This is a genomic window from Pseudomonas putida, assembly GCF_030159595.1.
Taxonomy (GTDB): Bacteria; Pseudomonadota; Gammaproteobacteria; order Pseudomonadales; family Pseudomonadaceae; genus Aquipseudomonas; species Aquipseudomonas putida_AC.
In genome coordinates, this window is the sequence record NZ_BSKJ01000007.1 from 59,075 (window position 1) to 80,763 (window position 21,689).

The 21,689-nt window shown below is 63.6% G+C and carries 21 protein-coding genes; 7 read left to right on the plus strand and 14 right to left on the minus strand.

Translation table 11 applies throughout. The features are described from left to right. Positions 1–68: 68 nt before the first annotated feature. From QQL85_RS16700 to QQL85_RS16710, 3 genes are all read right to left on the minus strand, one after another. Positions 69–1,286 (minus strand): multidrug effflux MFS transporter, encoded by a 1,218-nt coding sequence (locus QQL85_RS16700; RefSeq protein WP_284354763.1) that lies wholly within the window; start codon positions 1,284–1,286, stop codon positions 69–71. Between the two features lie 144 nt (positions 1,287–1,430). After that, entirely contained in the window at positions 1,431–2,741 is a 1,311-nt protein-coding gene (locus tag QQL85_RS16705) for a hypothetical protein (RefSeq protein ID WP_284354762.1), read from the minus strand. A gap of 173 nt (positions 2,742–2,914) precedes the next feature. Then, positions 2,915–4,402 (minus strand): aldehyde dehydrogenase family protein, encoded by a 1,488-nt coding sequence (locus tag QQL85_RS16710; protein WP_284354761.1) that lies wholly within the window; start codon positions 4,400–4,402, stop codon positions 2,915–2,917. Positions 4,403–4,651: 249 nt separating this feature from the next. Between QQL85_RS16710 and QQL85_RS16715 the strand changes: the two genes are divergently transcribed. The 3 genes from QQL85_RS16715 to feaR all read left to right on the plus strand — a co-directional run bounded on the left by QQL85_RS16715 (position 4,652) and on the right by feaR (position 7,759). Then, positions 4,652–6,148, plus strand: a complete 1,497-nt coding sequence (locus tag QQL85_RS16715; RefSeq protein WP_284354760.1) for an APC family permease — start codon at positions 4,652–4,654, stop codon at positions 6,146–6,148. Beyond that, the gene (locus QQL85_RS16720) at positions 6,129–6,701 is read left to right on the plus strand and encodes a DUF3156 family protein (protein ID WP_284354759.1); all 573 of its coding nucleotides are present in this window, start codon (positions 6,129–6,131) and stop codon (positions 6,699–6,701) included. Before QQL85_RS16715 ends, QQL85_RS16720 begins: the two co-directional genes overlap by 20 nt. Before the next feature lie 113 nt (positions 6,702–6,814). Then, complete coding sequence (gene feaR, locus QQL85_RS16725; RefSeq protein ID WP_284354758.1) at positions 6,815–7,759, plus strand: transcriptional regulator FeaR; 945 nt, start codon at positions 6,815–6,817, stop codon at positions 7,757–7,759. Here feaR and QQL85_RS16730 read toward each other — a convergent pair. Both QQL85_RS16730 and QQL85_RS16735 read right to left on the minus strand, forming a co-directional pair. After that, the gene (locus QQL85_RS16730; RefSeq protein ID WP_284354757.1) at positions 7,741–8,106 is read right to left on the minus strand and encodes a cupin domain-containing protein; all 366 of its coding nucleotides are present in this window, start codon (positions 8,104–8,106) and stop codon (positions 7,741–7,743) included. The two genes, feaR and QQL85_RS16730, sit on opposite strands and share 19 nt — an antisense overlap. A gap of 29 nt (positions 8,107–8,135) precedes the next feature. Further along, complete coding sequence (locus QQL85_RS16735; protein ID WP_284354756.1) at positions 8,136–9,434, minus strand: NAD(P)/FAD-dependent oxidoreductase; 1,299 nt, start codon at positions 9,432–9,434, stop codon at positions 8,136–8,138. 245 nt (positions 9,435–9,679) lie between these two features. On the opposite strand from QQL85_RS16735, the gene hpaR reads away from it, so the two are divergent. Continuing rightward, positions 9,680–10,102 (plus strand): homoprotocatechuate degradation operon regulator HpaR, encoded by a 423-nt coding sequence (gene hpaR / locus QQL85_RS16740; protein ID WP_284354755.1) that lies wholly within the window; start codon positions 9,680–9,682, stop codon positions 10,100–10,102. A gap of 11 nt (positions 10,103–10,113) precedes the next feature. Here the strand turns inward: hpaR and QQL85_RS16745 are convergent, their stop codons facing one another. Beyond that, entirely contained in the window at positions 10,114–10,713 is a 600-nt protein-coding gene (locus QQL85_RS16745; protein WP_284354754.1) for a TetR/AcrR family transcriptional regulator, read from the minus strand. 201 nt (positions 10,714–10,914) lie between these two features. On the opposite strand from QQL85_RS16745, the gene QQL85_RS16750 reads away from it, so the two are divergent. Next, on the plus strand, positions 10,915–12,084 hold the full coding sequence (locus QQL85_RS16750; RefSeq protein ID WP_284354753.1) for a p-hydroxyphenylacetate 3-hydroxylase oxygenase component: 1,170 nt from the start codon (positions 10,915–10,917) through the stop codon (positions 12,082–12,084). A 79-nt stretch (positions 12,085–12,163) separates the two neighbouring features. Then, a complete protein-coding gene (locus QQL85_RS16755) occupies positions 12,164–13,093 on the plus strand; it encodes a p-hydroxyphenylacetate 3-hydroxylase reductase component (protein ID WP_284354752.1) in 930 nt (309 codons plus the stop codon). Positions 13,094–13,131: 38 nt separating this feature from the next. On the opposite strand, the gene hpaI is transcribed toward QQL85_RS16755, so the two are convergent. The 8 genes from hpaI to QQL85_RS16795 form a co-directional block, all read right to left on the minus strand. Beyond that, positions 13,132–13,935, minus strand: a complete 804-nt coding sequence (gene hpaI, locus QQL85_RS16760) for a 4-hydroxy-2-oxoheptanedioate aldolase (protein WP_284354751.1) — start codon at positions 13,933–13,935, stop codon at positions 13,132–13,134. 10 nt (positions 13,936–13,945) lie between these two features. Further along, positions 13,946–14,749, minus strand: a complete 804-nt coding sequence (gene hpaH, locus QQL85_RS16765; RefSeq protein WP_284354750.1) for a 2-oxo-hept-4-ene-1,7-dioate hydratase — start codon at positions 14,747–14,749, stop codon at positions 13,946–13,948. A gap of 17 nt (positions 14,750–14,766) precedes the next feature. Beyond that, the gene (locus tag QQL85_RS16770) at positions 14,767–16,074 is read right to left on the minus strand and encodes an MFS transporter (RefSeq protein ID WP_284354749.1); all 1,308 of its coding nucleotides are present in this window, start codon (positions 16,072–16,074) and stop codon (positions 14,767–14,769) included. Positions 16,075–16,129: 55 nt separating this feature from the next. Then, a complete protein-coding gene (locus QQL85_RS16775; RefSeq protein WP_016498996.1) occupies positions 16,130–16,534 on the minus strand; it encodes a 5-carboxymethyl-2-hydroxymuconate Delta-isomerase in 405 nt (134 codons plus the stop codon). A gap of 63 nt (positions 16,535–16,597) precedes the next feature. Beyond that, a complete protein-coding gene (gene hpaD / locus QQL85_RS16780) occupies positions 16,598–17,521 on the minus strand; it encodes a 3,4-dihydroxyphenylacetate 2,3-dioxygenase (protein ID WP_284354748.1) in 924 nt (307 codons plus the stop codon). Between the two features lie 66 nt (positions 17,522–17,587). Beyond that, positions 17,588–19,048, minus strand: a complete 1,461-nt coding sequence (hpaE, locus tag QQL85_RS16785) for a 5-carboxymethyl-2-hydroxymuconate semialdehyde dehydrogenase (RefSeq protein ID WP_043199800.1) — start codon at positions 19,046–19,048, stop codon at positions 17,588–17,590. Positions 19,049–19,053: 5 nt separating this feature from the next. Beyond that, entirely contained in the window at positions 19,054–19,818 is a 765-nt protein-coding gene (locus QQL85_RS16790; RefSeq protein WP_284354747.1) for a fumarylacetoacetate hydrolase family protein, read from the minus strand. Positions 19,819–19,828: 10 nt separating this feature from the next. Beyond that, a complete protein-coding gene (locus QQL85_RS16795) occupies positions 19,829–20,488 on the minus strand; it encodes a fumarylacetoacetate hydrolase family protein (protein ID WP_284354746.1) in 660 nt (219 codons plus the stop codon). Between the two features lie 171 nt (positions 20,489–20,659). Here QQL85_RS16795 and hpaA point away from each other — a divergent pair, with 171 nt between their 5' ends. Next, positions 20,660–21,565, plus strand: a complete 906-nt coding sequence (gene hpaA / locus QQL85_RS16800) for a 4-hydroxyphenylacetate catabolism regulatory protein HpaA (RefSeq protein WP_284354824.1) — start codon at positions 20,660–20,662, stop codon at positions 21,563–21,565. The last annotated feature ends 124 nt before the right edge of the window (positions 21,566–21,689 follow it).

Sequence of the window (21,689 nt, forward strand, 5' to 3'; positions counted from 1 at the left end):
TTTCGCTAACGACTGGTAGGTCGTCTTGTGCCTGCCTGCCAGCCGAGTTGACCGTCAGTGCCAGGGCTTCAATGGCCCGCGAGCGAGAAGCTGGCCGGGGTGTCGCGCAGGCTGAGGGCGGTCAGCAGGCACACCACCAGGGTGCACAGGGCCAGCAACGCGGCCCACGCGGTCGGGCCGTGGTTGAGTACCACTGCGGCCAGAGGGGCCGCGCCGGCAGACGCCGACAGCTGGATGGCGCCCAGCAGCGCTGCGGTGGAGCCTAGTGCTTTTTCTTGCGAGGCCATGACCAGCGACATCAGCGTCGACTCGGCTATCCCTAAGCCGAACAAGGCCACCACCATGCCGCCGGCCACGCCCGGCAGCCCCAGACCGGTCAGTGCACCGAGCAGGCTGATGCAGGCGCCGCCGGCCATGCACAGCACGCCCACCCGAGTCAGGGTATTCAGGCCCAGCCGGCTGATCAGGCGGCTGGCCGTCATGGCGCCGAACAGGATCGACACCCCGGTGGCGCCGAACAGCAGGCCGAAGGCCTGGGCGCTCAGGCCGTAGTGGGCCTGGTACACCAAAGTGGCACCGCCGATGTAGGCGAACAGAAAGAAGAACACGGCAGCCACCGCCAGGGTCGGGCGCAGGAAGCGGCGGTCGGCGAGGATGGCCAGGTAGGTACGGCACGCGTGGCCCAGGCGCAGGGGTTCGCGTTTGCAGGGTGGCAGGGTTTCCGGCAGGTTCAGCAGGCTGTTGGCCAGCACCGCCAGGCCCATGCCAGCGAGTACCAGCATCACTGCGCGCCAGCCGAAATGCGCGTCGATCACGCCGCCCAAGGCAGGTGCCAGAATCGGCGCCACGCCTTCGATGGTCATCAGCAGGGCGAACAGTTTGGTCGCGGCAACACCCTGGCTCACATCACGCACCATGCTCATGATCACCACCAGGGTCAGCGCGCTGCCCAGGCCCTGGAAGAAGCGCAGCATGATCAAGGTATCGAGGCTGGGGGCTGCGGCTGCGCCGAGCGAGCAGAGGATGAACAGCAGCAGGCCGGCCATCAGCGGTTTGCGCCGGCCACAGGCGTCGACCACGGGACCGAAGACCAACTGGCCGGCCCCCATGGCCAGCAGGAAGAAGGTCAGCGTCAGCTGCACACGGGTGAAGCTTGCCTGATAGTGGTTGGCGATTTCCGGCAGGCTCGACAGGTACATGTCAACGGCGGAAGGGCCGAGGGCGCCGACCAGGCCGAGGCCTAGGGCGAAGCTGAAGCGTATTGGGGGTGAGGGATCTGCTTGCATGGTCTTCTCTGGTTGATTTTTCACCTACCGGTCGGTAGGTTGGCGAATATTATTCGCCAGGCCAGGCAAGGTCAAATCCCTCAGTGCAAAGATTTTGTTGGGCTGCGCTCCTACATTGACTGCGTCAACGCCAAGTCATGCGGTTTAGAACGGCACGGCCACGGTCAACTGGCTGTACACATTGGTGCCATTCCCTCCCACCTGGTTGCCGCCGTTGTTCTCGTCCTTGCGCGGCTGGTACAGGCCCACCAGCGGGCTGATGATCAGGTGTTCGTTGACCGCCCATTCCAAGTACAGGTCCAGCTCTCGGGCATCGAGGTTGAGGCTGTCGCGGGTGCGCACCGTGTCGAAGTCGAAGTACAGGGCGCCGACCGTAACGTTTTCCAGCGGCGTCGCCTTCACGCCCACATGGTGGATGCCGGTGTTGCTGTTGAAGGGGCCGGCATAGTTGGCCGCGACTTCACCTTGGAACCAGGTGCCATAACCGCTGGACAGGCCGCTGAACAGTGAGTCCCAGCCCGCCGAGTAGCGGGTATAGCGGTAGGTGACTGACGGGGTCCAAGGCAGGTCGGCAAAGGTGTAGCCGGCCTGCAGGTACCAGGCTTGCTCGGGGCCGCCAGTCTTGTCCTGCCAGGCGTATTCGAAGGCGAAACTGGCATTGTCGATGCCGGCACTGCCTTCGCCGCGTACGCTGTAGACGTCCATGCCCTCGCGGGCTTTCTGGAACTCGCTGGCCCACTGGTCGGTAACGTCGATGCCGTGAATCCAGGTCAGGCCCAGGGTGCCCAGCGCGTGGGTGTAGTCCAGCGTGCCGGCGGCCAGTTCGGTTTCGGCCTGGGCGCGGTTGTCGGATTTCAGCCACAGCAGGCTGCCATGCAGGCCATCGCTGCCACCCAGGCGCAGCAGCGCGGTGCGGTCGAAGGCGTGGCGGGCGGCCAGGTAGTAGGCGCCACCACGGTCCAGGGCGCCATCGGCCACACCATTGCCCAGGTTCGGGCCGTCGTCGTTTATCAGGAAACCACTGCCCAGGCGAAGGGTCTGGCGGCCAGCGGAAACGTCCACGCCATCCTTGCCCAGCACGGGGAACAGGTCGGCCGAGCGCCAGCCGAGGAAGGCGTCCTCGATCTTGGTGGTGCGTTCGGAACCGTCGGTGTTGCCGGCTGCGTCACCATCGCCCCAGGTGGCCGAGCTCACCCAGTTCAGGCTGCCATACAGTGTGCCGTTGCCGGCCAGGCCCTGGTCACCGCTGAGGCCATACTTGATGAAGCCCTCGCGCCAGGTTGATCCCCCCGGGGTGCCGTTGTAGTTCTTGCGGCTGTTGAACATGCCCCATACCGCCAGCATGTCGGCGTTCAGGTGGCTGTCATCGTCGGCGTACAGCTCATACGCTGGCGCGGCCTGGCTGGCCAGCAGGGTGGCCAGAGCCAGGGTGGACAGCGTTTGCAGTTTGACCATTACACATCCCTCGATTGTTCTCGGCGACCTTCACAGGGGCCTTTGTTGTTCGGGGGCACCCTCGTCTGGCGAGGGGCCATCGCGGTTGGCGGCGATGGCCTATTAGGGCGTGTGCGGCGGGGTGGGGTCTTGTTCGTGGCTGCCAAGGCGCTTGCACGCCTTGGCCAGGGGCGTCAGTAGCGGATCATCACCGACTTGAGCTCGGTGAAGTCATCGATGAAAGCCGAGCCGAACTCGCGGCCAATGCCGGAGGCCTTGATACCGCCAAACGGCACAGCCGGGTCAAGCAGGGTGTGCATGTTCACCCACAGGGTACCGGCCTGGATTTCCGGGATCATGCGCATGGCTTTGCCCAGGTCGTTGGTCCACAAGCTGGCGCTGAGGCCGTAGGGCGAGGCGTTCATCAGGTGCAGCAGTTCGTCTTCGTCGTCATAGGGCAGGAAGGTGGCTACCGGGCCGAAGGTTTCCTGGTTGAGCAGGGTGTCGCTGGCCGACTTGGCGAGGATTACCGTAGGTTCGACGAAGCAGCCGGGGCCGTCGCCCAGCTTGCCGCCATGGATGATCTGGCTGCCCTCGGCGCGCGCGATGGCGAACAGTTCGGCCAGCTTCTGTTGGTGCGGTTTGTTGGCCACCGGGCCGAACTGGGTGGCTTCGTCCAGCGGCGAGCCGATCTTCAGCTGGCCCAGGCGCTGGGACAGGGCGTCCAGCAGCGGGTCGATGCGCGAGCGGTGCACATAGAAGCGCTCGCCTGCGGCGCAGATCTGCCCCGAGTGCAGGAAGCCGGCTTCGATGATGCCGTCCACCGCTTTGTCGGTTGCCACATCGGGCAAGAAGGCCACCGCGTTCTTGCCACCCAGTTCCAGCGTCGCGCGGGTCAGCTTGGCGCCCATGGCGGCCTGGCCGACGGCGATGCCAGTGGGCACGGAGCCGGTGAACGAGACCTTGTCGGTGCCAGGGTGCTCGATCAGCGCCTTGCCCACCAGGCCGCCACCGGTCAGCACGTTCAGTGCACCGGCCGGCAGGCCTGCTTCGGTGGCCAGTTCGGCAATGCGCAGCAGCGTCAGCGGGGTGAATTCGCTGGGCTTGAGGATGATGCTGCAGCCGGTGGTGAGGGCCGAGGCCAGCTTCCAGATGGCGATCATGGTGGCGAAGTTCCACGGCACGATGCCCACCACTACGCCTATGGGTTCACGCAGGGTGAAGGCGCTGTAGCGCTCACCGGCGAACGAGGGCAGCGACGGGGTGATGGTCTGGCCGGTGATCTTGGTCGCCCAGCCGGCGTAGTAGCGCAGGAAGTGCGCGGCCTGCTCTACTTCGAAGGCACGAGAAATGCCGATCAGCTTGCCGGACTGCAAGGTTTCCAGCTGCGCCAGTTCTTCGCGGTTGGCTTCCAGCAGGTCGGCCAGCTTGAACAGCACGGCGGCGCGGGCGGCGGGGCTGGTGCGCGACCAGGTGGTGAAGCCTTGGCGCGATGAGCTGACGGCCTGATCGACATCGGCCTGGTTGGCGTCGGCGATGTGGGCGATGGTCTGGCCGTTGGCCGGGTTGACCACGGCAACTTTCGCGGACGACTGGCTGGTGAGGTGCTGACCGTGGATGAACACGCCATGCTCGCGGGCCAGGAATGCCGTGACAGCAGGAAGGAGGGTAATGTCGCTCATGCAAACTCCGGGGGCAGGAAGCCAAAGCTTGCAGCTTAGTGAGCGCGCGCGAGCGGTTCTTGTGCCTGCGTGACAGCGGCATGACTGTGGCTGCCAACCTCACCTGCCAAGCCTGCTCCCACAGCAGCTCTGGGGGCTGCGCTGGCAGGCAGCAACAAACCTGGCGGCAGCCATCGGCAAGACGCCATGCCACACGCAGCGCAGAGTAATCACTCGTTCAACGCCACAAAAACAAGCCGGGGCACAACGATGTCACTCAATAACAAGCTCACCGAGCACCTCAACCGCGGTACGGTCGGTTTCCCCACCGCACTGGCCAGCACTGTCGGGCTGATCATGGCCAGCCCGGTTATCCTCACCGCGACCATGGGCTTTGGCATCGGCGGCAGCGCCTTTGCCGTGGCCATGGTCATTGCCGCACTGATGATGCTGGCGCAGTCCACCACCTTCGCCGAGGCCGCGTCGATCTTGCCGACCACAGGCTCGGTGTACGACTACATCAACTGCGGCCTGGGCCGTTTCTTCGCCATCACCGGCACGCTGTCGGCCTACCTGATCGTGCATGTGTTTGCCGGCACCGCTGAAACCATCCTCTCGGGCGTGATGGCGCTGGTGAACTTCGAGCACCTCAACACCCTGGCGGAATCCGCCGGCGGATCGTGGCTGCTGGGGGTGTGCTTCGTGCTGGCGTTCGCGGTGCTCAATGCCTTTGGCGTCAGCGCCTTCAGCCGTGCAGAGGTGATCCTCACCTTCGGTATGTGGACCACCTTGATGGTGTTCGGCGTGCTGGGCCTGATCGCAGCACCGGCAGTGGAGCTGGACGGCCCGTTCGGCGTATCGCTGGTGGGCACCGACCTGATGACCATCCTGTCGCTGATCGGCATGGCCATGTTCATGTTCGTCGGCTGCGAGTTCGTCACCCCGCTGGCGCCCGAGCTGCGCCGCTCGGCCTGGGTGCTGCCGCGGGCGATGGCGCTGGGCCTGTTCGGTGTGGCCAGTTGCATGTTCATCTACGGTGCGGCGATGAAGCGCCAGGTGGAAAACGTGGTACTCGATGCCGCCAGCGGCGCGCACCTGCTGGACACGCCCATGGCCATCCCGCGCTTCGCCGAGCAGGTGATGGGTGACATCGGCCCGGTGTGGCTGGGCATCGGCTTTCTGTTTGCCGGTGCGGCCACCATCAACACGCTGATGGCCGGTGTGCCGCGCATTCTCTATGGAATGGCGGTCGACGGCGCGCTGCCCAAGGTGTTCACCTACCTGCACCCGCGCTTCAAGACGCCGCTGCTGTGCATCCTGGTGGTGGCGCTGATTCCTTGCCTGCACGCCTGGTACCTGGGCGGCAACCCGGACAACATCCTGCACCTGGTGCTGGCCGCTGTGTGTGCGTGGAGCACCGCTTACCTGCTGGTGACGCTGTCGGTGGTGATCCTGCGCATCCGCCGCCCGGACCTGCCGCGTGCCTACCGCTCGCCGCTGTTCCCGCTGCCGCAGATCGTGTCCAGCGCCGGTATTCTCATCGGCATGGCATTCATCACGCCGCCGGGCATGAGCCCCGCCGACGTCTATGTGCCGTTCGCCATCATGCTCGGTGCCACGGCGGCCTACGCGCTGTTCTGGACGTTGTGCGTGCAGAAGGTCAACCCGTTCAAGCCGGCGCGGGTCGAGGATGTGCTTGAGAAAGAATTCGCCGCCGAGCCCGGCCATGCCGTGGAGCATCTGCAGCATGATCAGACGTTTGCGTGAACGCCTGCTGGCGCCTCGTGCGCCTTCCGGTTATCGCGCCGGGGCGACCTTGGCGTGCCTGGCGCGCAACCTGGGGCAGCAGGGCGTAGCGGCGGCCGGGGTGGTCCAGGACCCGGCACAGGGCTGGCAGGCCAGGGTGTACGAACGCGTCGAAGCCCATCTGCTGATGCATGTCGTCACCTGTGAGTTCCAGCTGCAGTTGCCTGCTCTACAAGGGGGCGAGGTCACCCTGGAGCTGCGCCATACCGGTGCGCTGCGCCGTACCGGCCTGGCCTGCGTGTACCGCAAAGGCGACCGGGCGCGCTTCGCCCAAGTGCGTGACCGGTTGTTGCAGCAGGCAGCGCTGTTGGCAGCGCTGATGCCACTGGATTTCAAGCGCCTGATCCTGGTCTGCCGCGATGGCCAGTGGCAGCTGGCGCTGGAGCACATGGGTGGCAGCGAAGTGGTCAACCGTATGCCCGCGTTTCGCCGCTACATTTCCATCAGCCCGCAACAGCGGGCGCACCTGATGGCCAGCCTGGCCCATTTCAACAGCTTGCTACCCACTCTTTGACGCCGCTTGGCATACGCCTTGCTGTGTCTAACGACAAATGATGACAGTTGTGCGTACATAGATAACATGTTAACAATGTACGCATAACAACAAATCCTGCGTCGAGGGCAGCCATGCATACTCAACAATCCAACCGTCAGGGGCTGGAACGCTGGACCACGGCCATGCAGCAGATCTGCGGCCGCTTCGAGACGGAGCTTGCGTCCAATCACTCGCTGTTCATTGGCGAGGTTTCCACCTTTTCCCGCGCCGGCTTGCCGCTGGCCAACCTGCGCACCAACGCCGGCAACATCCGCCGGCTGGGCGAGAACCCCACCTTGGATGATGATCAGCATTGCTTCCTGGTCAGCCAGCGTGCGGGGCATTCGAGCGTGTCCCAAGGCGGTATGCAGGTCAGCCTGGCGCCGGGCGAGTTGCTGTTGATGGATTCGGTCGGACGTTGCGAGATCACCCCCAGCGGTTTGATCGAGCACGTCTCGTTGGCGCTGTCACGCGAGCAGGTGCGCAAGTATGTGCAGGGCAGCGGCCCGATGTTCGGCAAGATTTCTTCGACCAACGCCTGCGGGCGCATGCTGCATGTGTTGATGGACCAGTTGTGCAAGGACGGCCATGTGGGCGGTGATGGCGCCCAGGGCGACGCGCTGCAGACCGCCTTTATCGCCCTGCTGGAGCCGGGCTTCGAGCGCCATGGTGAAGCACCCGCTAATCTTGGGGCCTTGAACGGTGCCAATCTGCGGGGTTATGTGCAGCAGGTGATCGACGAGTCGTTGTCACAGCCTGGGCTTACTCCATCCAGCCTGGCCGGGCGCCTGAACATTTCGGTGCGCCACTTGTACCGGCTGTTCGAGGAGGAGGGCGATAGTGTGTGCCGCTACATTCAGCGGGCGCGCCTGAAGCGCAGTGCCGATGACCTGGCCAACCCGTTCTTCAAGGGCGAGTCGATCACCTCGATCGCCTACAAATGGGGGTTCACCGACTCTGCGCATTTCAGCCGTTCGTTCAAGAAGCAGTTCGAGCGCTCGCCCAAGGATTATCGGGCTCAGGCCACCGCCAGGTAATGCTTGACGAACGACTCGCTCAACACCTCCCATAGCACCGGCGTGCCCTTGGTCACGAACCAGGCATCGCCGGCTTTGTAGCGGGTGACCTGGCCGGTGGATTCATCGGTCAACTGGATCTCGCCGGTCACGATCACGGCCTGTTCGTCGAACGGGTAGACCATGCGGAACTTGCCGCGTGTGGTGCCGAAGTAGGCACTGCTGATGGCGTCGTCGGGTGCACCGTAGGTCATCTTGCCAAAGGCTTTTACCTCGCCTTCGAGTATTTCCGAGCCCAGGTCGGCAACGGTGCCCCAGGCATCGAGTTCGGACAATTGTACGCCTTGCTTGGCGGCGGTCAGGGTCATGGCAGTTCTCCAGGGTTGGGTCAAAAGGTTCAGCGACGGCCGTTGAAGTAGCCCGACAGCTGGTGCACCGTCTTGCCGGCAGTCAACAGCAGCGGGCGGAAATGGTCCTTGCCGAGGATGCGCGCATGCTTGACCGAGCTGACCAGGTCGTAGCGCTTCGATCCTTCCTGCATGCCCTCGGCCAGGACCTTGCAAATGATGTGGCTGGGCGTGACGCCAAAGCCGGAATAGCCCTGCACATAGAAGGCGTTGGGGCGGTTGCTGAGGGTGCCGATCTGCGGGAACAGGTTGGCACTGGTGGCCATCGGGCCGCCCCAGGCCAGGTCGATGCGTACGTTCTTCAAGTAGGGGAATATCTTCAGCATCAGGGCGCGATTCCAGGCCTTCAGGTCCAGCGGGATGTGCTCGACAAAGGGGGTGGCAGCACCGAACAGCAGGCGGTTCTCGCGGGTGACCCGGTAGTAGTCGATGACCGGGCGGATATCGCTGTAGGCCCCGCGTATTGGGCTGATGCGCTCGATCAGTTCATCCGGCAGCGGCTCGGTCATCATTTGGAAGGCGTAGGTGTTGATGGTGCGTGCGTGCAGCTCTGGTTCCAGCTTGTTGAGGAAACTGTCGCAGGCCCACAGCAGTTTGCTGGCACGCACCGAGCCACGGCCGGTGCGCACCTTGATGCGCTCGCCGTAAGTCACTTCCAGGGCCGGGCTGTGTTCGAAGATGCGCGCACCGTGGCCGACCAGTGCCTGCGCTTCGCCCAGCAGCAGGTTCAGCGAATGCACATGGCCACCGCCCATGTGCAGCAACGCGCTGCTGTAGGCGTTACTGCCGATGATCTGGCGCACTTCACTGCTGCCGAGAAAACGGATTTCGTCGCGGGTGTTGATCGCGTTGAATGCCTTCTCCCACTTGCGCAGGGTCTGTTCCTGGCGGCGGTTGAAGCCCATGTAGCCGTAGCCATGGCAGAAGTCGGCGTCGATGGCGTAGCGGGCGATGCGCGCCTTGATGATGCCGGCGCCCAACTCGCTGATTTCGAAAATGTCCCTCACGCCCTCGTCGCCGACGCTACTGCGGATCTTTTCGAGGTCGTGGCCAATGCCCGCCATGATCTGCCCGCCGTTGCGCCCGGTACCGCCGTAGCCCAGGTAGCGGGCTTCGAGCACGACGATGTTGGTCACGCCTTGTTCCGCCAGCTCCAGCGCAGTGTTGATACCGGAAAAGCCGCCACCGATCACCACGACATCGGCCTCGATGTCGCTTTCCAGCGTGGGGAAGCTCAGGTTGTACTTCTTGGTCACCGAGTAGTAGGTGGGGCTTTCGAGGGTAATCATGACCAGCCTGCTGATTTGGAGTTGTGATAGGGCTGTTTCGCAGCGCACTGGCACAGGTGGCCATTGAGCGCCGGCCGCTCGCCGAGTGTCTTGTTCTTGCCTGCCATCGAATTTAACCAGCCTGCCAGGCAGTGTCGTCGACTGGCGTTGCGGCATCGAAATGGGTAGAAACCATTCTATTAATGTATTAATGATTGTGCACTGGCATACTCGCCGGTTTGCTATTCCCAGCCCCACGAGCCCGCATGAGCACACCAAGACCCTCCCTGACCCTGACCTTGCTGCAGGCGCGAGAAGCCACCATGGCGTTCTTCCGCCCGGCGTTGAATGCCCATGACCTGACCGAGCAGCAATGGCGGGTAATCCGTATCCTGCGCCAGCAAGGCGAGCTGGAGAGCCACCAGCTGGCCGAGCTGGCGTGCATCCTCAAACCCAGCATGAGCGGGGTGCTCAAGCGCCTGGAGCGTGACGGCATCGTGGCGCGGCGCAAGTCGCCGGAAGACCAGCGCCGGGTGTTCATCAGCCTGACCGATGCCGGCCAGCAGGCGTTCTTGGCGATGAGTGAGGAAATGGCGCGCAACTACGACAAGATCATCGCCCAGTTCGGCGAGGACAAGCTGCAGCAGCTGATGCAACTGCTGGATGAAATGAGGAAGATAAAACCCTGACGCACCAACCGTCAGTGGTTGAGTGACAGTGAATCTTCGAGCACTTTCAGCAGCGCTGTCGCACGTCGCTCATAGGCGGCGGGGCCCGCGTACATCAGCTCCACATACAGGCTGTCGATGATGCCCAGGTAGGCATCTGCATAAAGCGCCAGGCGGCTGTGCTGCTCATCAGCCCAGCTGCGGCGAGCTTGCAGGGCCTGGCAGAACCCTTCGCGTATGCCGTCCAGGTATTGTTCGAAGCCCGCCGTGACAATCGGCTTGATGCCCGCCGGGGGGAGGAACGCCGTGCGCAGCACGAAGCGCAGCTCAGCCGAGTCGCGATAACGTTCGGCCAGGTGCAACGCCAGCCAGTGCCCGGGTGCCAGGCCGTCGCGGCCTTCCTGAGCAAAACCCTGCTCGACAAAGGCCGTTTCCTGCACCAGCGCACGCTGGAACACCTCAACGAACAAGGCATCCTTGTTGGCGAAATGCGCATACAGGGAGGCCTTGCGCATGCCGGCCAACTGGGCGATTTCGTTCAGCGAAGAGGCGTCGTAGCCGTACTCGGCAAAGTGGCCGACAGCGGCATCGCACACCCGCACCGCAGAAGGGGAAAGGTCTTTCAACTGCATCGCTCCGTCAGGGGCGCGGTGGGCCGCGCGCGTCTCGAAGGGGGATTGTGGTGATCGATAATCCACGGGTCAATGCTTGTTGCAGGGCAATTTAACAGCGCCATGGAAAGTGCAATGTTCCCCTCGTAACGTGCATTCCTCCGCCAAAACAGCAATCACATACTGAGCGCGTCTTCGAATCCAATAATAAAGAGCCCGTTCATGAAAAAGCCAAACCCGCTGTTGGAAGACCTGAAGTCCATCCTGCCGACCATCGCTGCCAATGCCATGCGCGCAGAGCAGGACCGCAGTGTGCCAGCAGAGAACATCGCCTTGTTGAAAAGCATCGGCATGCACCGCGCCTTTTTGCCTAAACACTACGGCGGCATGGAAATCACCCTGCCGGAATTCGCCCAGTGCATCGCGTTGCTGGCCGGTGCCTGTGCCAGCACCGCCTGGGCCATGAGCCTGCTGTGCACCCACAGCCACCAGATGGCGATGTTCTCGCCCAAGCTGCAGCAGGAGGTGTGGGGCACCGACCCGGATGCCACCGCCAGCAGCAGCATCGCGCCGTTCGGCCGCACCGAAGAGGTCGAGGGGGGTGTGTCGTTCAGCGGTGAGATGGGCTGGAGTTCCGGCTGCGACCACGCCGAGTGGGCGATTCTCGGCTTCCGTCGCAAGAATGCCGAAGGCAGCCAGGATTACTGCTTCGCCATCCTGCCACGCAGCGACTATGAGATCCGTGATGACTGGTATGCCGTGGGCATGCGCGGTAGCGGCAGCAAGACCCTGATCGTGCGTGATGCCTTCGTGCCCGAGCACCGTATCCAGAAGGCCAAGGACATGATGGAGGGCAAGTCGGCGGGCTTTGGTTTGTACCCCGACAGCAAGATTTTCTTCGCCCCGTATCGCCCGTACTTCGCCAGCGGCTTCTCCACGGTCAGCCTGGGCGTTGCCGAGCGCATGCTGGAGGTGTTCCGCGAGAAAACCCGCAACCGCGTGCGGGCCTACACCGGTGCAGCGGTGGGCGCCGCGACCCCGGCGCTGATGCGCCTGGCCGAATCGACCCACCAGGTGGCTGCCGCCCGGGCATTGCTGGAAAAGAGCTGGGACGAGATTGCCGAGTACAGCGCCCGCCACGAATACCCGTCGCGTGGCACGTTGGCGTTCTGGCGTACCAACCAGGGCTACGCCGTGAAGATGTGCATTCAGGCCGTCGACCGCTTGATGGAAGCCGCCGGTGGTGGCGCCTGGTTCGAGAGCAACGAACTGCAGCGGCTGTTCCGCGATTCGCACATGACCGGTGCTCATGCCTACACCGACTACGACGTGTGTTCGCAAATCCTCGGCCGCGAGCTGATGGGCCTGGAGCCTGACCCGGCGATGGTCTGAGACGCCACCTGTTTTCAACCATCCCCTACAAGCACAACAACAAACAGGGCAGCCTGCCAAGCCTGCCCGGGAGTCTTGCATGTCCAACGAAACCTTCGATTCACGTGCCTTCCGCCGCGCCTTGGGCAACTTCGCCACCGGCGTGACCGTGGTGACTGCCGCTGGCCCCAGTGGCCGCAAGGTCGGCGTTACCGCCAACAGCTTCAACTCGGTATCGCTGGACCCGGCGCTGATCCTGTGGAGCATCGACAAGCGCTCGACCAGCCATGAAGTGTTCGAAGAGGCCTCGCACTTTGCCGTGAACATTCTGGCGGCTGACCAGATCGACCTGTCCAACAACTTCGCTCGCCCGAAGGAAGATCGCTTTGCCGGCATCGACTACGAAACGGGCGCAGGAGGTGCGCCGTTGTTCGCCGATTGCGCGGCGCGCTTCGCGTGTGAAAAGTACCAGCAGCTGGACGGTGGCGATCATTGGATTTTGGTGGGCAAGGTGGTGGCCTTCGATGATTTCGGCCGTTCGCCACTGCTGTATCACCAGGGTGCCTATTCCATGGTGCTGCCGCATACCCGCATGACCCAACGCGCAGAGGGGCAGGCACCGAGCAGCCACTTCCAGGGCCGACTGCAGCACAACCTGTACTACCTGATGACCCAGGCGTTGCGCGCCTACCAGGCTGACTACCAGCCACGCCAGTTGTGCACCGGCCTGCGCACCAGCGAGGCACGCATGCTGATGGTGCTGGAGAACGATGCGGGCCTGAGCCTGAACGACCTGCAACGGGAAGTGGCAATGCCGGCACGGGAAATCGAGGAAGCGGTTGCCAACCTCAAGCGCAAAGGGCTGATTGCCGATGACGAGGGCCGCGTGCGGTTGTCGGTGAAGGGCGTGGATGAGACGGAGGCGTTGTGGACCATTGCCCGGGAACAGCAGGACAAGGTGTTCGGGCAGTTCAGTGAAGAGCAGTTGGATACTTTCAAGACCGTGCTCAAGGCGTTAATCAATATCTGAAGCTGAAAGCTGGGGCCGCAAAGCGGCCCCCAAGTGCCTCAGTAGACACTCCCTCCGGGACTGCCAACCACTGGGGTACCCTTGAACTTCCCCGCCAGCTCGCGCAACCCGCGCATCAGCACCGTGGTATCCACCCCCACTGCCACGAACGCCGCGCCCAGCTCGATGTAACGCCGCGCCAGCTTCTCGTCGGCACTTAGAATGCCTGCAGCCTTGCCCGCCTTACCGATGCGCACGATCGCGTCTTCGATCGCGGTCTGCACGTCCGGGTGCCCGGGGTTGCCCCGATGTCCCATGGCCGCACTCAGGTCCGCAGGCCCGATAAACACGCCATCCACACCCTCAACCGCAACGATTTCGTCCAGGTTGGCCAGGCCTTCCTTGTTCTCGATCTGCACCAGCAGGCACATCTGTTCATCGGCGTGGTCCAGGTAACCGGGGAGGGTGTTCCAGCGCGAAGCCCGCGCCAGCGCACTACCCACCCCGCGAATGCCGTTGGGCGGGTAATGCATGGCCTTCACCAGTTGCTGCGCCTGCTCAGCACTTTCCACCATCGGCACCAGCAACGTCTGCGCGCCGATATCCAGCACCTGTTTGATCAGTGCGGTATCGCCGATCACCGGGCGGATCACCGCCTGGCTCGGGTAGGGCGCCACGGCCTGCAACTGCGCGAGCATGCCGCGCAAGTCGTTGGGCGCGTGTTCGCCGTCGATCAGCAGCCAGTCGAAACCGGCATTGGCGGCCAGCTCAGCGCAGTAGGCATCGGCCAGGCCGAGCCACAGGCCGATCTGCGGCTCACCGCTGCGCAGGCGTTGCTTGAAGTGATTGATGGGCAGGTCCATGGGCAGGTCCTCAAACGAAGCGGCAGGCGATGGCGCCGAGCATGTCGTAGTCGACGTGGAAGGTGTCACCAGGGCGCGCAGCGACCGGGCGGGTGAACGAGCCGCCCAGGATGATCTGGCCGGGTTGCAGGGTGACGTCGTACGCGGCCAGTTTGTTGGCCAGCCAGGCAACGCCTTTGGCGGGGTGATTGAGCACGGCGGCACTTACACCAGACTCCTCGATCACGCCATTGCGGTACAGCACGGCCGGCACCTTGCGCAGGTCAATTTCGGTGGGGCGTACGGCGCGGCCACCCATGACCACGCCCGCGTTGGCCGCGTTGTCGGAAATGGTGTCGAACACTTTGCGGGTGGCCTGGGTGTGCGGGTCGACCTGCTGAATGCGCGCGTCGATGATTTCCAGGGCAGGGATCACCCACTCGGTGGCGTCCAGCACGTCGAACACAGTGACGTTGGGGCCCTTCAGTGGCTTGCCGAGGATGAACGCCAACTCCACTTCAACGCGCGGCACGATGAAGCGCTCGAAGGGGATGTCGCTGCCTTCCTCGAACAGCATGTCGTCGAGCAAGGCGCCGTAATCGGGCTCGGTGATGTTCGACGACACCTGCATGGCGCGCGAGGTCAGGCCGATCTTGTGGCCCACCAGCTTGCGGCCGGCGGCGATCTTTTTCGCCACCCAGGCACGCTGGATGGCGTAGGCATCTTCAAGGGTGATGGCGGGCTGCTCCAGCGAGAACTGGCGCACTTGCTCGCGGCTGCGTTCGGCCTGGTCGAGGCGTTCGGCGGCTTGCTGGATGAAAGCGTTGTCTAGCATGGGGGAAGTCTCTTGATTCAAGGGTTGACGATGGCAGCCCGGGTGCGCAGCACCAGCAGGCCACCCAGGGCGATGAACACGGCAAGTACATAGAGCGCCAGGCTGGCGCTGTGGGTGGTGTCGCGCACCCAGCCGATGAAGTAGGGCGTGAAGAACGAGGCGATGCTGCCCAGCGAGCTGATCAGGGCAATGCCGGCGGCCTGGGTGCGTGAATTGAGGAACGCTGGCGGCAGTTGCCAGAACATCGGCAGTGCCGCGCTGGCGCCCATGCCGGCCAGTACCAGACCGGCCATTACCGGCAGCGCTTGTTCCGGGGCAATGGCAGCAATGGCGATGCCGGCGGCGGCCATCAGCAGCGGTACGCACAGGTGCCAGCGGCGCTCGCGCAGGCGGTCGCTGGAACGGCCGCAAGCCAGCATGAACACGCAACCGGCCAGGTACGGCACAGCGCTGAGCAGACCGACACTGGCGTCGCTGCCCACCCCGGCGCTGTGAATCAGGCTGGGCATCCAGAACGCCAGGGTGTTGACCGCCAGCATCACCGCGCCATACACCGCCACCAGTAGCCACAGTGCCCGGCTGGCGAAAATGGCGCTGAACGAAGTGACCGGCTTGCGCTGCTCTTCCTCGCCAAACTGAGCGCGCAACGTGGCTTTCTGCTGGTCGTCCAGCCAGCGCACCTTTTCGAAATGCTCCGGCAGCACGGCCAGCACCACCAGGCCCAGCACCACCACTGGCGCGCCTTCAAGCAGGAACATCCATTGCCAGCCACGCAGCCCGGCGGTGTCGTGCATGAAGGCCAGGATGGCCCCGGACACCGGCCCGCCAACCACCCCGGCCAACGGCACGGCAATGGCGAACAGCGCGGTGACCTGGGCACGGCGCCCGGCCGGGTACCAGCGGTTGAGGTACACCAGAATGCCCGGGAAGAACCCGGCCTCGGCCGCGCCCAATGCAAAGCGCAGCAGGTAGAACGCGCTGCTGCTTTCAATCAGCAGCATGCTGGTGGACAACAGCCCCCACACCACCATCAGGCAGGCGATCCAGCGGCGCGGGCCGACGCGGTCCAGCATCAGGTTGCTGGGCACGCCGAACAGCGCATAGGCAATGAAGAACAGCCCGGCGCCCAGGCCATAGACCGTGTCGGACAAGTGCAGGTCCTGGCTCATCTGCATCTTGGCGAAGCCGATGTTGATGCGGTCCAGGTGGGCGAACAGGTAGCACACCAGCAGCAACGGCATCAGCCGCCAGGTGACTGCCCGATGGGTACTGTCGGCCCGTTCAACGTGCGCCTCGCGTGGCGAGGCTTGTTCGAGTGTGCTCATGTTTTTGTACTTGTTCTGTAATGAGTCAGGGAGGGCGTGGTTTTGAACCGCCGCGCTAGCGGTTGAACAGCGGGTGCAAGGTGCTGTGCTTGGCGTCGTAGACCTGGGCGGTGCTGTGGTCTATCTGCACGGTGATGCCGATCGGGCGTTGTTGCAGCAGCGGGTCCAGGCGGGCTTTCAACACTGCCAGCAAGCTGTCGCCCACTGTTTTGTGCACCTCGGCGCTGCGGCCGGTAGCCATGCGCAGGTTGGCATACAGGAAGCCGTATTCGCCTTTGCCGTCGGCCACCGCGCAATGGGCGGCGGGGTAAGCCAGCACGCGGGTACCGCCAGTGGGGAATACGGCTTTGCCTTCGGCATCGCGCTGTTCAAGCATGGTGTCGGCCAGGGCGCGGCACAGGCCGGGGATGTCAGCGTCGGTTTCCAGGTCGGGGGTGTAGAGCAGAACCAGGTGTGGCATGGGAGCCTCCTCGGTAAGGCGCGACTGGCCATCTGTGCCGGCAGCCAGCCGCAGGCAGGTGGGTTACAGGCGGCTGGTGGACACCACGGCGGCCGGGTTGGCGGCCTGGGCAGCGGGGATGGCGCCGCCGTCCTGCGGGGTGACCGGGAAGATCGCGTTGATCTGGCCTGTGCCGGAAGAGCCGAAGTAGGGCGTGACCACTTCGGCCTTGCCGTCGTAATCGGACCAGCCCAGCGCACCCAGCAGCATCGCCGTGTCGTGCATGAAACCTTCGCCGTGGCCTTTGGCGGCGTACTCCGGCAGCATCCCGCAGAACGCTTCCCACTCACCGTCCTGCCACATTTGCACCACACGGTGGTCGAGGGTTTCGAGAAACGGGCTCCACACCTTGGTGGCGAAGTCCGGCGCCTGGCCGTTCTGCGCAAAACGGTGCGACAGCGAGCCGCTGGCCAGGAACGCCACGGTGCCGTCGTAATGGTCTTCTACCGCCTTGCGCATGGCCCAGCCCAGGCGGGCGCTGTCGGCCAGGTAGTGCGAGGTGCACAGTGCCGAGACCGAGACCACCTTGAAGTGCTGGTCCTGGTTCATGTAGCGCATCGGCACCAGGGTGCCGTACTCCGGGGCCAGGGTAGTGGCGTGATGGGCCATGGTCTCGACGTTGAAGCGGTTGCATTCCTCGGCCAGCAGCTTGCCCAGTTCGGGGTTGCCGGGGAAGGCGTAAGGCATGTTGCTGATGAAGTGCGGCAGTTCGTTGCTGGTGTACACGCCTTCGAAGTGCGGGCCGCACAGCACATGGTAGTTGGCGTTGACCAGCCAATGGGTGTCGAACACGACGATGGTGTCCACGCCCAGCTCGCGGCAGCGGCGGCTGATTTCGTAGTGCCCGTCGATGGCCGTCTGGCGAAAGCCCTGGCGTGGGCCTGGCAGTTCGGACATGTACATGGACGGTACATGGGTAATCTTGGCAGTGAGAGCGAGTTTGCCCATGGAAAGCTCCTTGTTCTTGTGAGACCAAGAGGTTGGCGCGCAGGCGCCAACCCGTTGGCAAATGGGTCACACGCCCCAGCGAGGGATGTGGTGGCTACCCATCGAAATACACACGTTCTTGATTTCTGCAAAGACCTCGAAGCTGTACTGGCCACCTTCGCGCCCGGTACCGGAGCCTTTCACCCCGCCGAACGGCTGGCGCAGGTCGCGCACGTTCTGGCTGTTGATGAACACCATGCCCGCCTCGATGCCACGCGCCAGGCGGTGAGCCTTGCCGATGTCCTGGGTCCAGATGTACGAGGCCAGGCCGTACTCGGTGTCGTTGGCCAGTTGCAGCGCTTCGGCCTCGTCCTTGAACGGGATCAGGCACACCACCGGGCCGAAGATCTCTTCCTGGGCAATGCGCATCTTGTTGTTCACATCAGCGAACACGGTGGGCTGAATGAATTGGCCCTTCGCAAGGTGAGCCGGCAGGTTGGCCGGGCGCTCCAGGCCACCGGCGACCAAGCGTGCACCTTCTTCGATGCCGATGCGGATATAGCCGGTGACCTTGTCGTAGTGCTGCTGGGTAATCATCGAGCCGACCTGGGTTTTCGGGTCGGTCGGGTCTCCCACGATCAGGCGCTTGGCGCGGGCAGCGAACTCGGCAACGAACTGCGGGTACACGCTTTCCTGGATGAAGATGCGGCTGCCAGCGGTGCAGCGCTCGCCGTTCAGCGAGAAGATGGTGAACAGCGCGGCGTCCAGTGCGCGTTCCAGGTCGGCGTCTTCGAAAATCAGCACCGGCGACTTGCCGCCCAGTTCCATCGAGTACTTTTTAAGGCCCGCGGTCTGCATGATCTTCTTACCGGTGGCGGTGCCGCCGGTGAAGGAAATGGCGCGCACATCCGGGTGGCGCACCAGTGCATCGCCAGCGGTAGCGCCGTAGCCCTGGATCACGTTCAGCACGCCATTGGGGATGCCGGCTTCAACCGCCAGGCGGCCCAGTTCGTTGGCGGTGAGTGGCGACAGCTCGCTCATCTTCAACACGGCAGTGTTGCCCAAGGCCAGGCACGGCGCGGTCTTCCAGGTGGCGGTCATGAACGGTACGTTCCACGGGCTCACCAGGCCACACACACCTACCGGCTGGTAGAGGGTGTAGTTGAGCATCTGGTCGTCGACCGGGTAGGTGTGGCCGTCCATGCGCGTGCACACTTCGGCAAAGAAGTCGAAGTTGTGCGAGGCACGCGGGATCAGCACGTTCTTGGTCTGGTGGATCGGCAGGCCGGTGTCGAGGGTTTCCAGCTCGGCCAGTTTCGGCACGTTCTGCTCGATCAGCTCACCCAGCTTGCGCATCAGCCGGGCACGTTCCTTGGCCGGGGTGTTGGCCCACTTGGGGAAGGCTTCCTTGGCAGCAGCCACGGCCTGGGCCACTTCTTCGGCACCGCCGCTGGCGACTTCGCAAATGGCATCACCGGTGGCCGGGTTGTAGTTGACGAAGGTGTCTTTGCTCTCGACCTCACGGCCGTTGATCCAGTGCTTGATCATGCTGCTCATGCCTTGTTGTTCTTGAAGAAGTCAGCTTCGCTGACGATACGGTTGACCAGGCGACCGACGCCTTCCACTTCGACCACCACTTCATCGCCCGGCACCACGTCGGCCAAGCCTTCCGGGGTGCCGGTGGCGATCATGTCGCCCGGTTGCAGGGTCATGAAGCTGGAGAAGTATTCGATGAGGTGCGGGATGTCGAAGATCATGTCCGCGGTGGTGCCTTCCTGCTTCAGCTCACCGTTGATCCAGGTGCGCAGCTTCAGGTTGCTGACGTCCGGCACATCGGCCGCATCGACGATCCATGGGCCGACAGGGGTGGTGGCATCGCGGTTCTTCACTCGCAGGTTGGGGCGGTAGTAGTTTTCCAGGTAGTCGCGGATGGCGTAGTCGTTGCACACGGTGTAGCCGGCTACATAGTCCAGGGCGTTTTCGCGCTTGACGTTCTTTGCCGGCTTGCCAATGACCGCGACCAGCTCGCACTCGTAGTGCATGTATTCGACGTTGTCCGGGCGCCAGGTGACCTGGTTGTGGCCGGTATAGGTGCCTGGCGACTTGATGAAGGCCAGGGGTTCGGTGGGCGGCGCGAAGGCGAGCTCCCTGGCGTGGTCGGCGTAGTTCAGGCCCAGGGCGAACATGCTGCCGGTGGCAGGTGGCAGCCAGGTGACCTGGTCTTGGTGGACCAGGCGACCGTCGGCCAGGCGCAGGTGATTGTCTTCGACGGTGACAGCGTGGACCTGGCCGTCGAACTGGATACGGGCGTGTTTCACAGGTAATTCCTCACTCGGCGACGATGTGGTTGGTCAGCTTGCCCAGGCCGTCGATCTCGATATCGACGCGGTCGCCTGGCTGTACATCGACACGGCCCTCGGGGGTGCCGGTGATCAGGATGTCGCCAGCGTGCAGGGTCATGAACTCGCTGATTTCGGCAATCAGCTGGGCCACCGTGCGCACGCAGTTGGCGGTGTTGTTGTGCTGGCGCAGTTCGCCATTCACATACAGGCGCAGGCCCAGGGCGTCGGGGTTGGCTACCCGGCTGGCCGGCACCAGCTCCGGGCCGATCGGGCAGAAGCCATCACGGCACTTGGCCTTGACTGCCGGGCGGTAGTAGCTGTCTTCGGGCAGGCTGACTTCGTTGACGATGGTGTAGCCCGCCACATGTTTCAGGGCATCGGCCACGCTGACGCGGCTGGCGTCCTTGCCAATCACCACGCCCAGCGCCGGGCCTGGCTGCACGCGTTGTACACCGGCCGGGAACACCACCTGGCCTTGGTGCTGGTTGCGGGTGTTCGGGGTTTTCACGAACAGCACCGGCTTGACCGGCAGTTGCTTGTACGGTGCTTCGACGAACGCCGCTTGGTGCTGCTGCAGCAAACCCTGGTAGTTCAGTGCAACGCCGAACAGGGTGCCGCTGGCAACGTCATGCAGGGCATGGCTCATGCTCTTCTCCTGGCAGTGCAGGGCGGTGGCCGTCCTGCGGATTTCGTTAATGTGTTAATGTTATAGTTAATATGTTAACGATGGTCAAGGGGTGGCCAGTGGCGCCCGCCGGCAAGGCGGTGCACCATGGGCCATCGTCAACAGGGTCAAGCGATTTGCGAGCAAGCAGCCATGAGCGACCGGCATCCGATACCGAACATCAACATCGGCCAGGTCTACGACCAGCGCTACAGCGACAGCGAGGTGCATTACGACCGGCTGGGCAACCTGGCGGGCTTTTTCGGGCGTAACATGCCAGTGCACCGGCATGACCGGTTTTTTCAAGTGCACTATGTGAAGTCGGGCACGGTGCGGGTGTACCTGGATGACCAGCAGTACATCGAATCGGGGCCGATGTTTTTCCTCACACCGCCGACCGTGGCCCATGCCTTCGTCACCGAGGCGGACAGCGACGGGCATGTGCTGACCGTACGCCAGCAATTGGTGTGGCAATTGATCGAAGCCGATGCCAGCCTGCTGCCGGCAGGCATGCAGGTGCAGGCGGCCTGCGTGGCGTTGGGTAACCTGCCGGCCGCCTACCAGGCCGAGGCGCAGCGCCTGCAAGGTTGGCTGGAAGCGTTGAGCGACGAATTTGCCACGCAGCAACCGGGGCGCGAGGCGGCGCTGCAGTCGCTGACCCGGTTGATCATGGTCAGCTTGCTGCGCCTGTGCCCCAACTCGCTGGAATCGACCCCGGCGCGCCATGAAGACCTGAAGATCTTCCACCGCTTCAATGCATTGATCGAAGCGCATTACCTGGAGCATTGGCCGCTGGCCCGCTACGCGCAGCAGATCGGCGTGACCGAGGCGCGGCTGAACGATGTGTGCCGGCGCATCGCCGACCTGCCGTCCAAGCGCCTGGTGCTGGAGCGGCTGATGCAGGAGGCCAAGCGCCTGCTGCTGTTCTCTGGCAGTACGGCCAACGAAATCTGCTACCAGCTCGGTTTCAAGGACCCGGCCTATTTCAGCCGCTTCTTCAACCGCTACGCCAAGCTCACGCCCGGGGAGTATCGACAGCGGCAGGCGGGCTTGCAGTGAAAGGGCCATGGCAGTGCACCCGGAATGTATTGTTGTTTGCAGCGGATGGTCGCAGCCCGCGCGCCGGGCTTGAATGGGTTTTCCGTGGAACAGATTGCACTTTCCATCGTGCATGCCCTTAAAT

Coding starts and splice junctions, on each gene's coding strand:
- QQL85_RS16700 (WP_284354763.1), bottom strand. CDS start 1,286: ATGCAAGCAGATCCCTCACCCCCAATACGCTTCAGCTTCGCCCTAGGC.
- QQL85_RS16705 (WP_284354762.1), bottom strand. CDS start 2,741: ATGGTCAAACTGCAAACGCTGTCCACCCTGGCTCTGGCCACCCTGCTG.
- QQL85_RS16710 (WP_284354761.1), bottom strand. CDS start 4,402: ATGAGCGACATTACCCTCCTTCCTGCTGTCACGGCATTCCTGGCCCGC.
- QQL85_RS16715 (WP_284354760.1), top strand. CDS start 4,652: ATGTCACTCAATAACAAGCTCACCGAGCACCTCAACCGCGGTACGGTC.
- QQL85_RS16720 (WP_284354759.1), top strand. CDS start 6,129: ATGATCAGACGTTTGCGTGAACGCCTGCTGGCGCCTCGTGCGCCTTCC.
- feaR (WP_284354758.1), top strand. CDS start 6,815: ATGCATACTCAACAATCCAACCGTCAGGGGCTGGAACGCTGGACCACG.
- QQL85_RS16730 (WP_284354757.1), bottom strand. CDS start 8,106: ATGACCCTGACCGCCGCCAAGCAAGGCGTACAATTGTCCGAACTCGAT.
- QQL85_RS16735 (WP_284354756.1), bottom strand. CDS start 9,434: ATGATTACCCTCGAAAGCCCCACCTACTACTCGGTGACCAAGAAGTAC.
- hpaR (WP_284354755.1), top strand. CDS start 9,680: ATGAGCACACCAAGACCCTCCCTGACCCTGACCTTGCTGCAGGCGCGA.
- QQL85_RS16745 (WP_284354754.1), bottom strand. CDS start 10,713: ATGCAGTTGAAAGACCTTTCCCCTTCTGCGGTGCGGGTGTGCGATGCC.
- QQL85_RS16750 (WP_284354753.1), top strand. CDS start 10,915: ATGAAAAAGCCAAACCCGCTGTTGGAAGACCTGAAGTCCATCCTGCCG.
- QQL85_RS16755 (WP_284354752.1), top strand. CDS start 12,164: ATGTCCAACGAAACCTTCGATTCACGTGCCTTCCGCCGCGCCTTGGGC.
- hpaI (WP_284354751.1), bottom strand. CDS start 13,935: ATGGACCTGCCCATCAATCACTTCAAGCAACGCCTGCGCAGCGGTGAG.
- hpaH (WP_284354750.1), bottom strand. CDS start 14,749: ATGCTAGACAACGCTTTCATCCAGCAAGCCGCCGAACGCCTCGACCAG.
- QQL85_RS16770 (WP_284354749.1), bottom strand. CDS start 16,074: ATGAGCACACTCGAACAAGCCTCGCCACGCGAGGCGCACGTTGAACGG.
- QQL85_RS16775 (WP_016498996.1), bottom strand. CDS start 16,534: ATGCCACACCTGGTTCTGCTCTACACCCCCGACCTGGAAACCGACGCT.
- hpaD (WP_284354748.1), bottom strand. CDS start 17,521: ATGGGCAAACTCGCTCTCACTGCCAAGATTACCCATGTACCGTCCATG.
- hpaE (WP_043199800.1), bottom strand. CDS start 19,048: ATGATCAAGCACTGGATCAACGGCCGTGAGGTCGAGAGCAAAGACACC.
- QQL85_RS16795 (WP_284354746.1), bottom strand. CDS start 20,488: ATGAGCCATGCCCTGCATGACGTTGCCAGCGGCACCCTGTTCGGCGTT.
- hpaA (WP_284354824.1), top strand. CDS start 20,660: ATGAGCGACCGGCATCCGATACCGAACATCAACATCGGCCAGGTCTAC.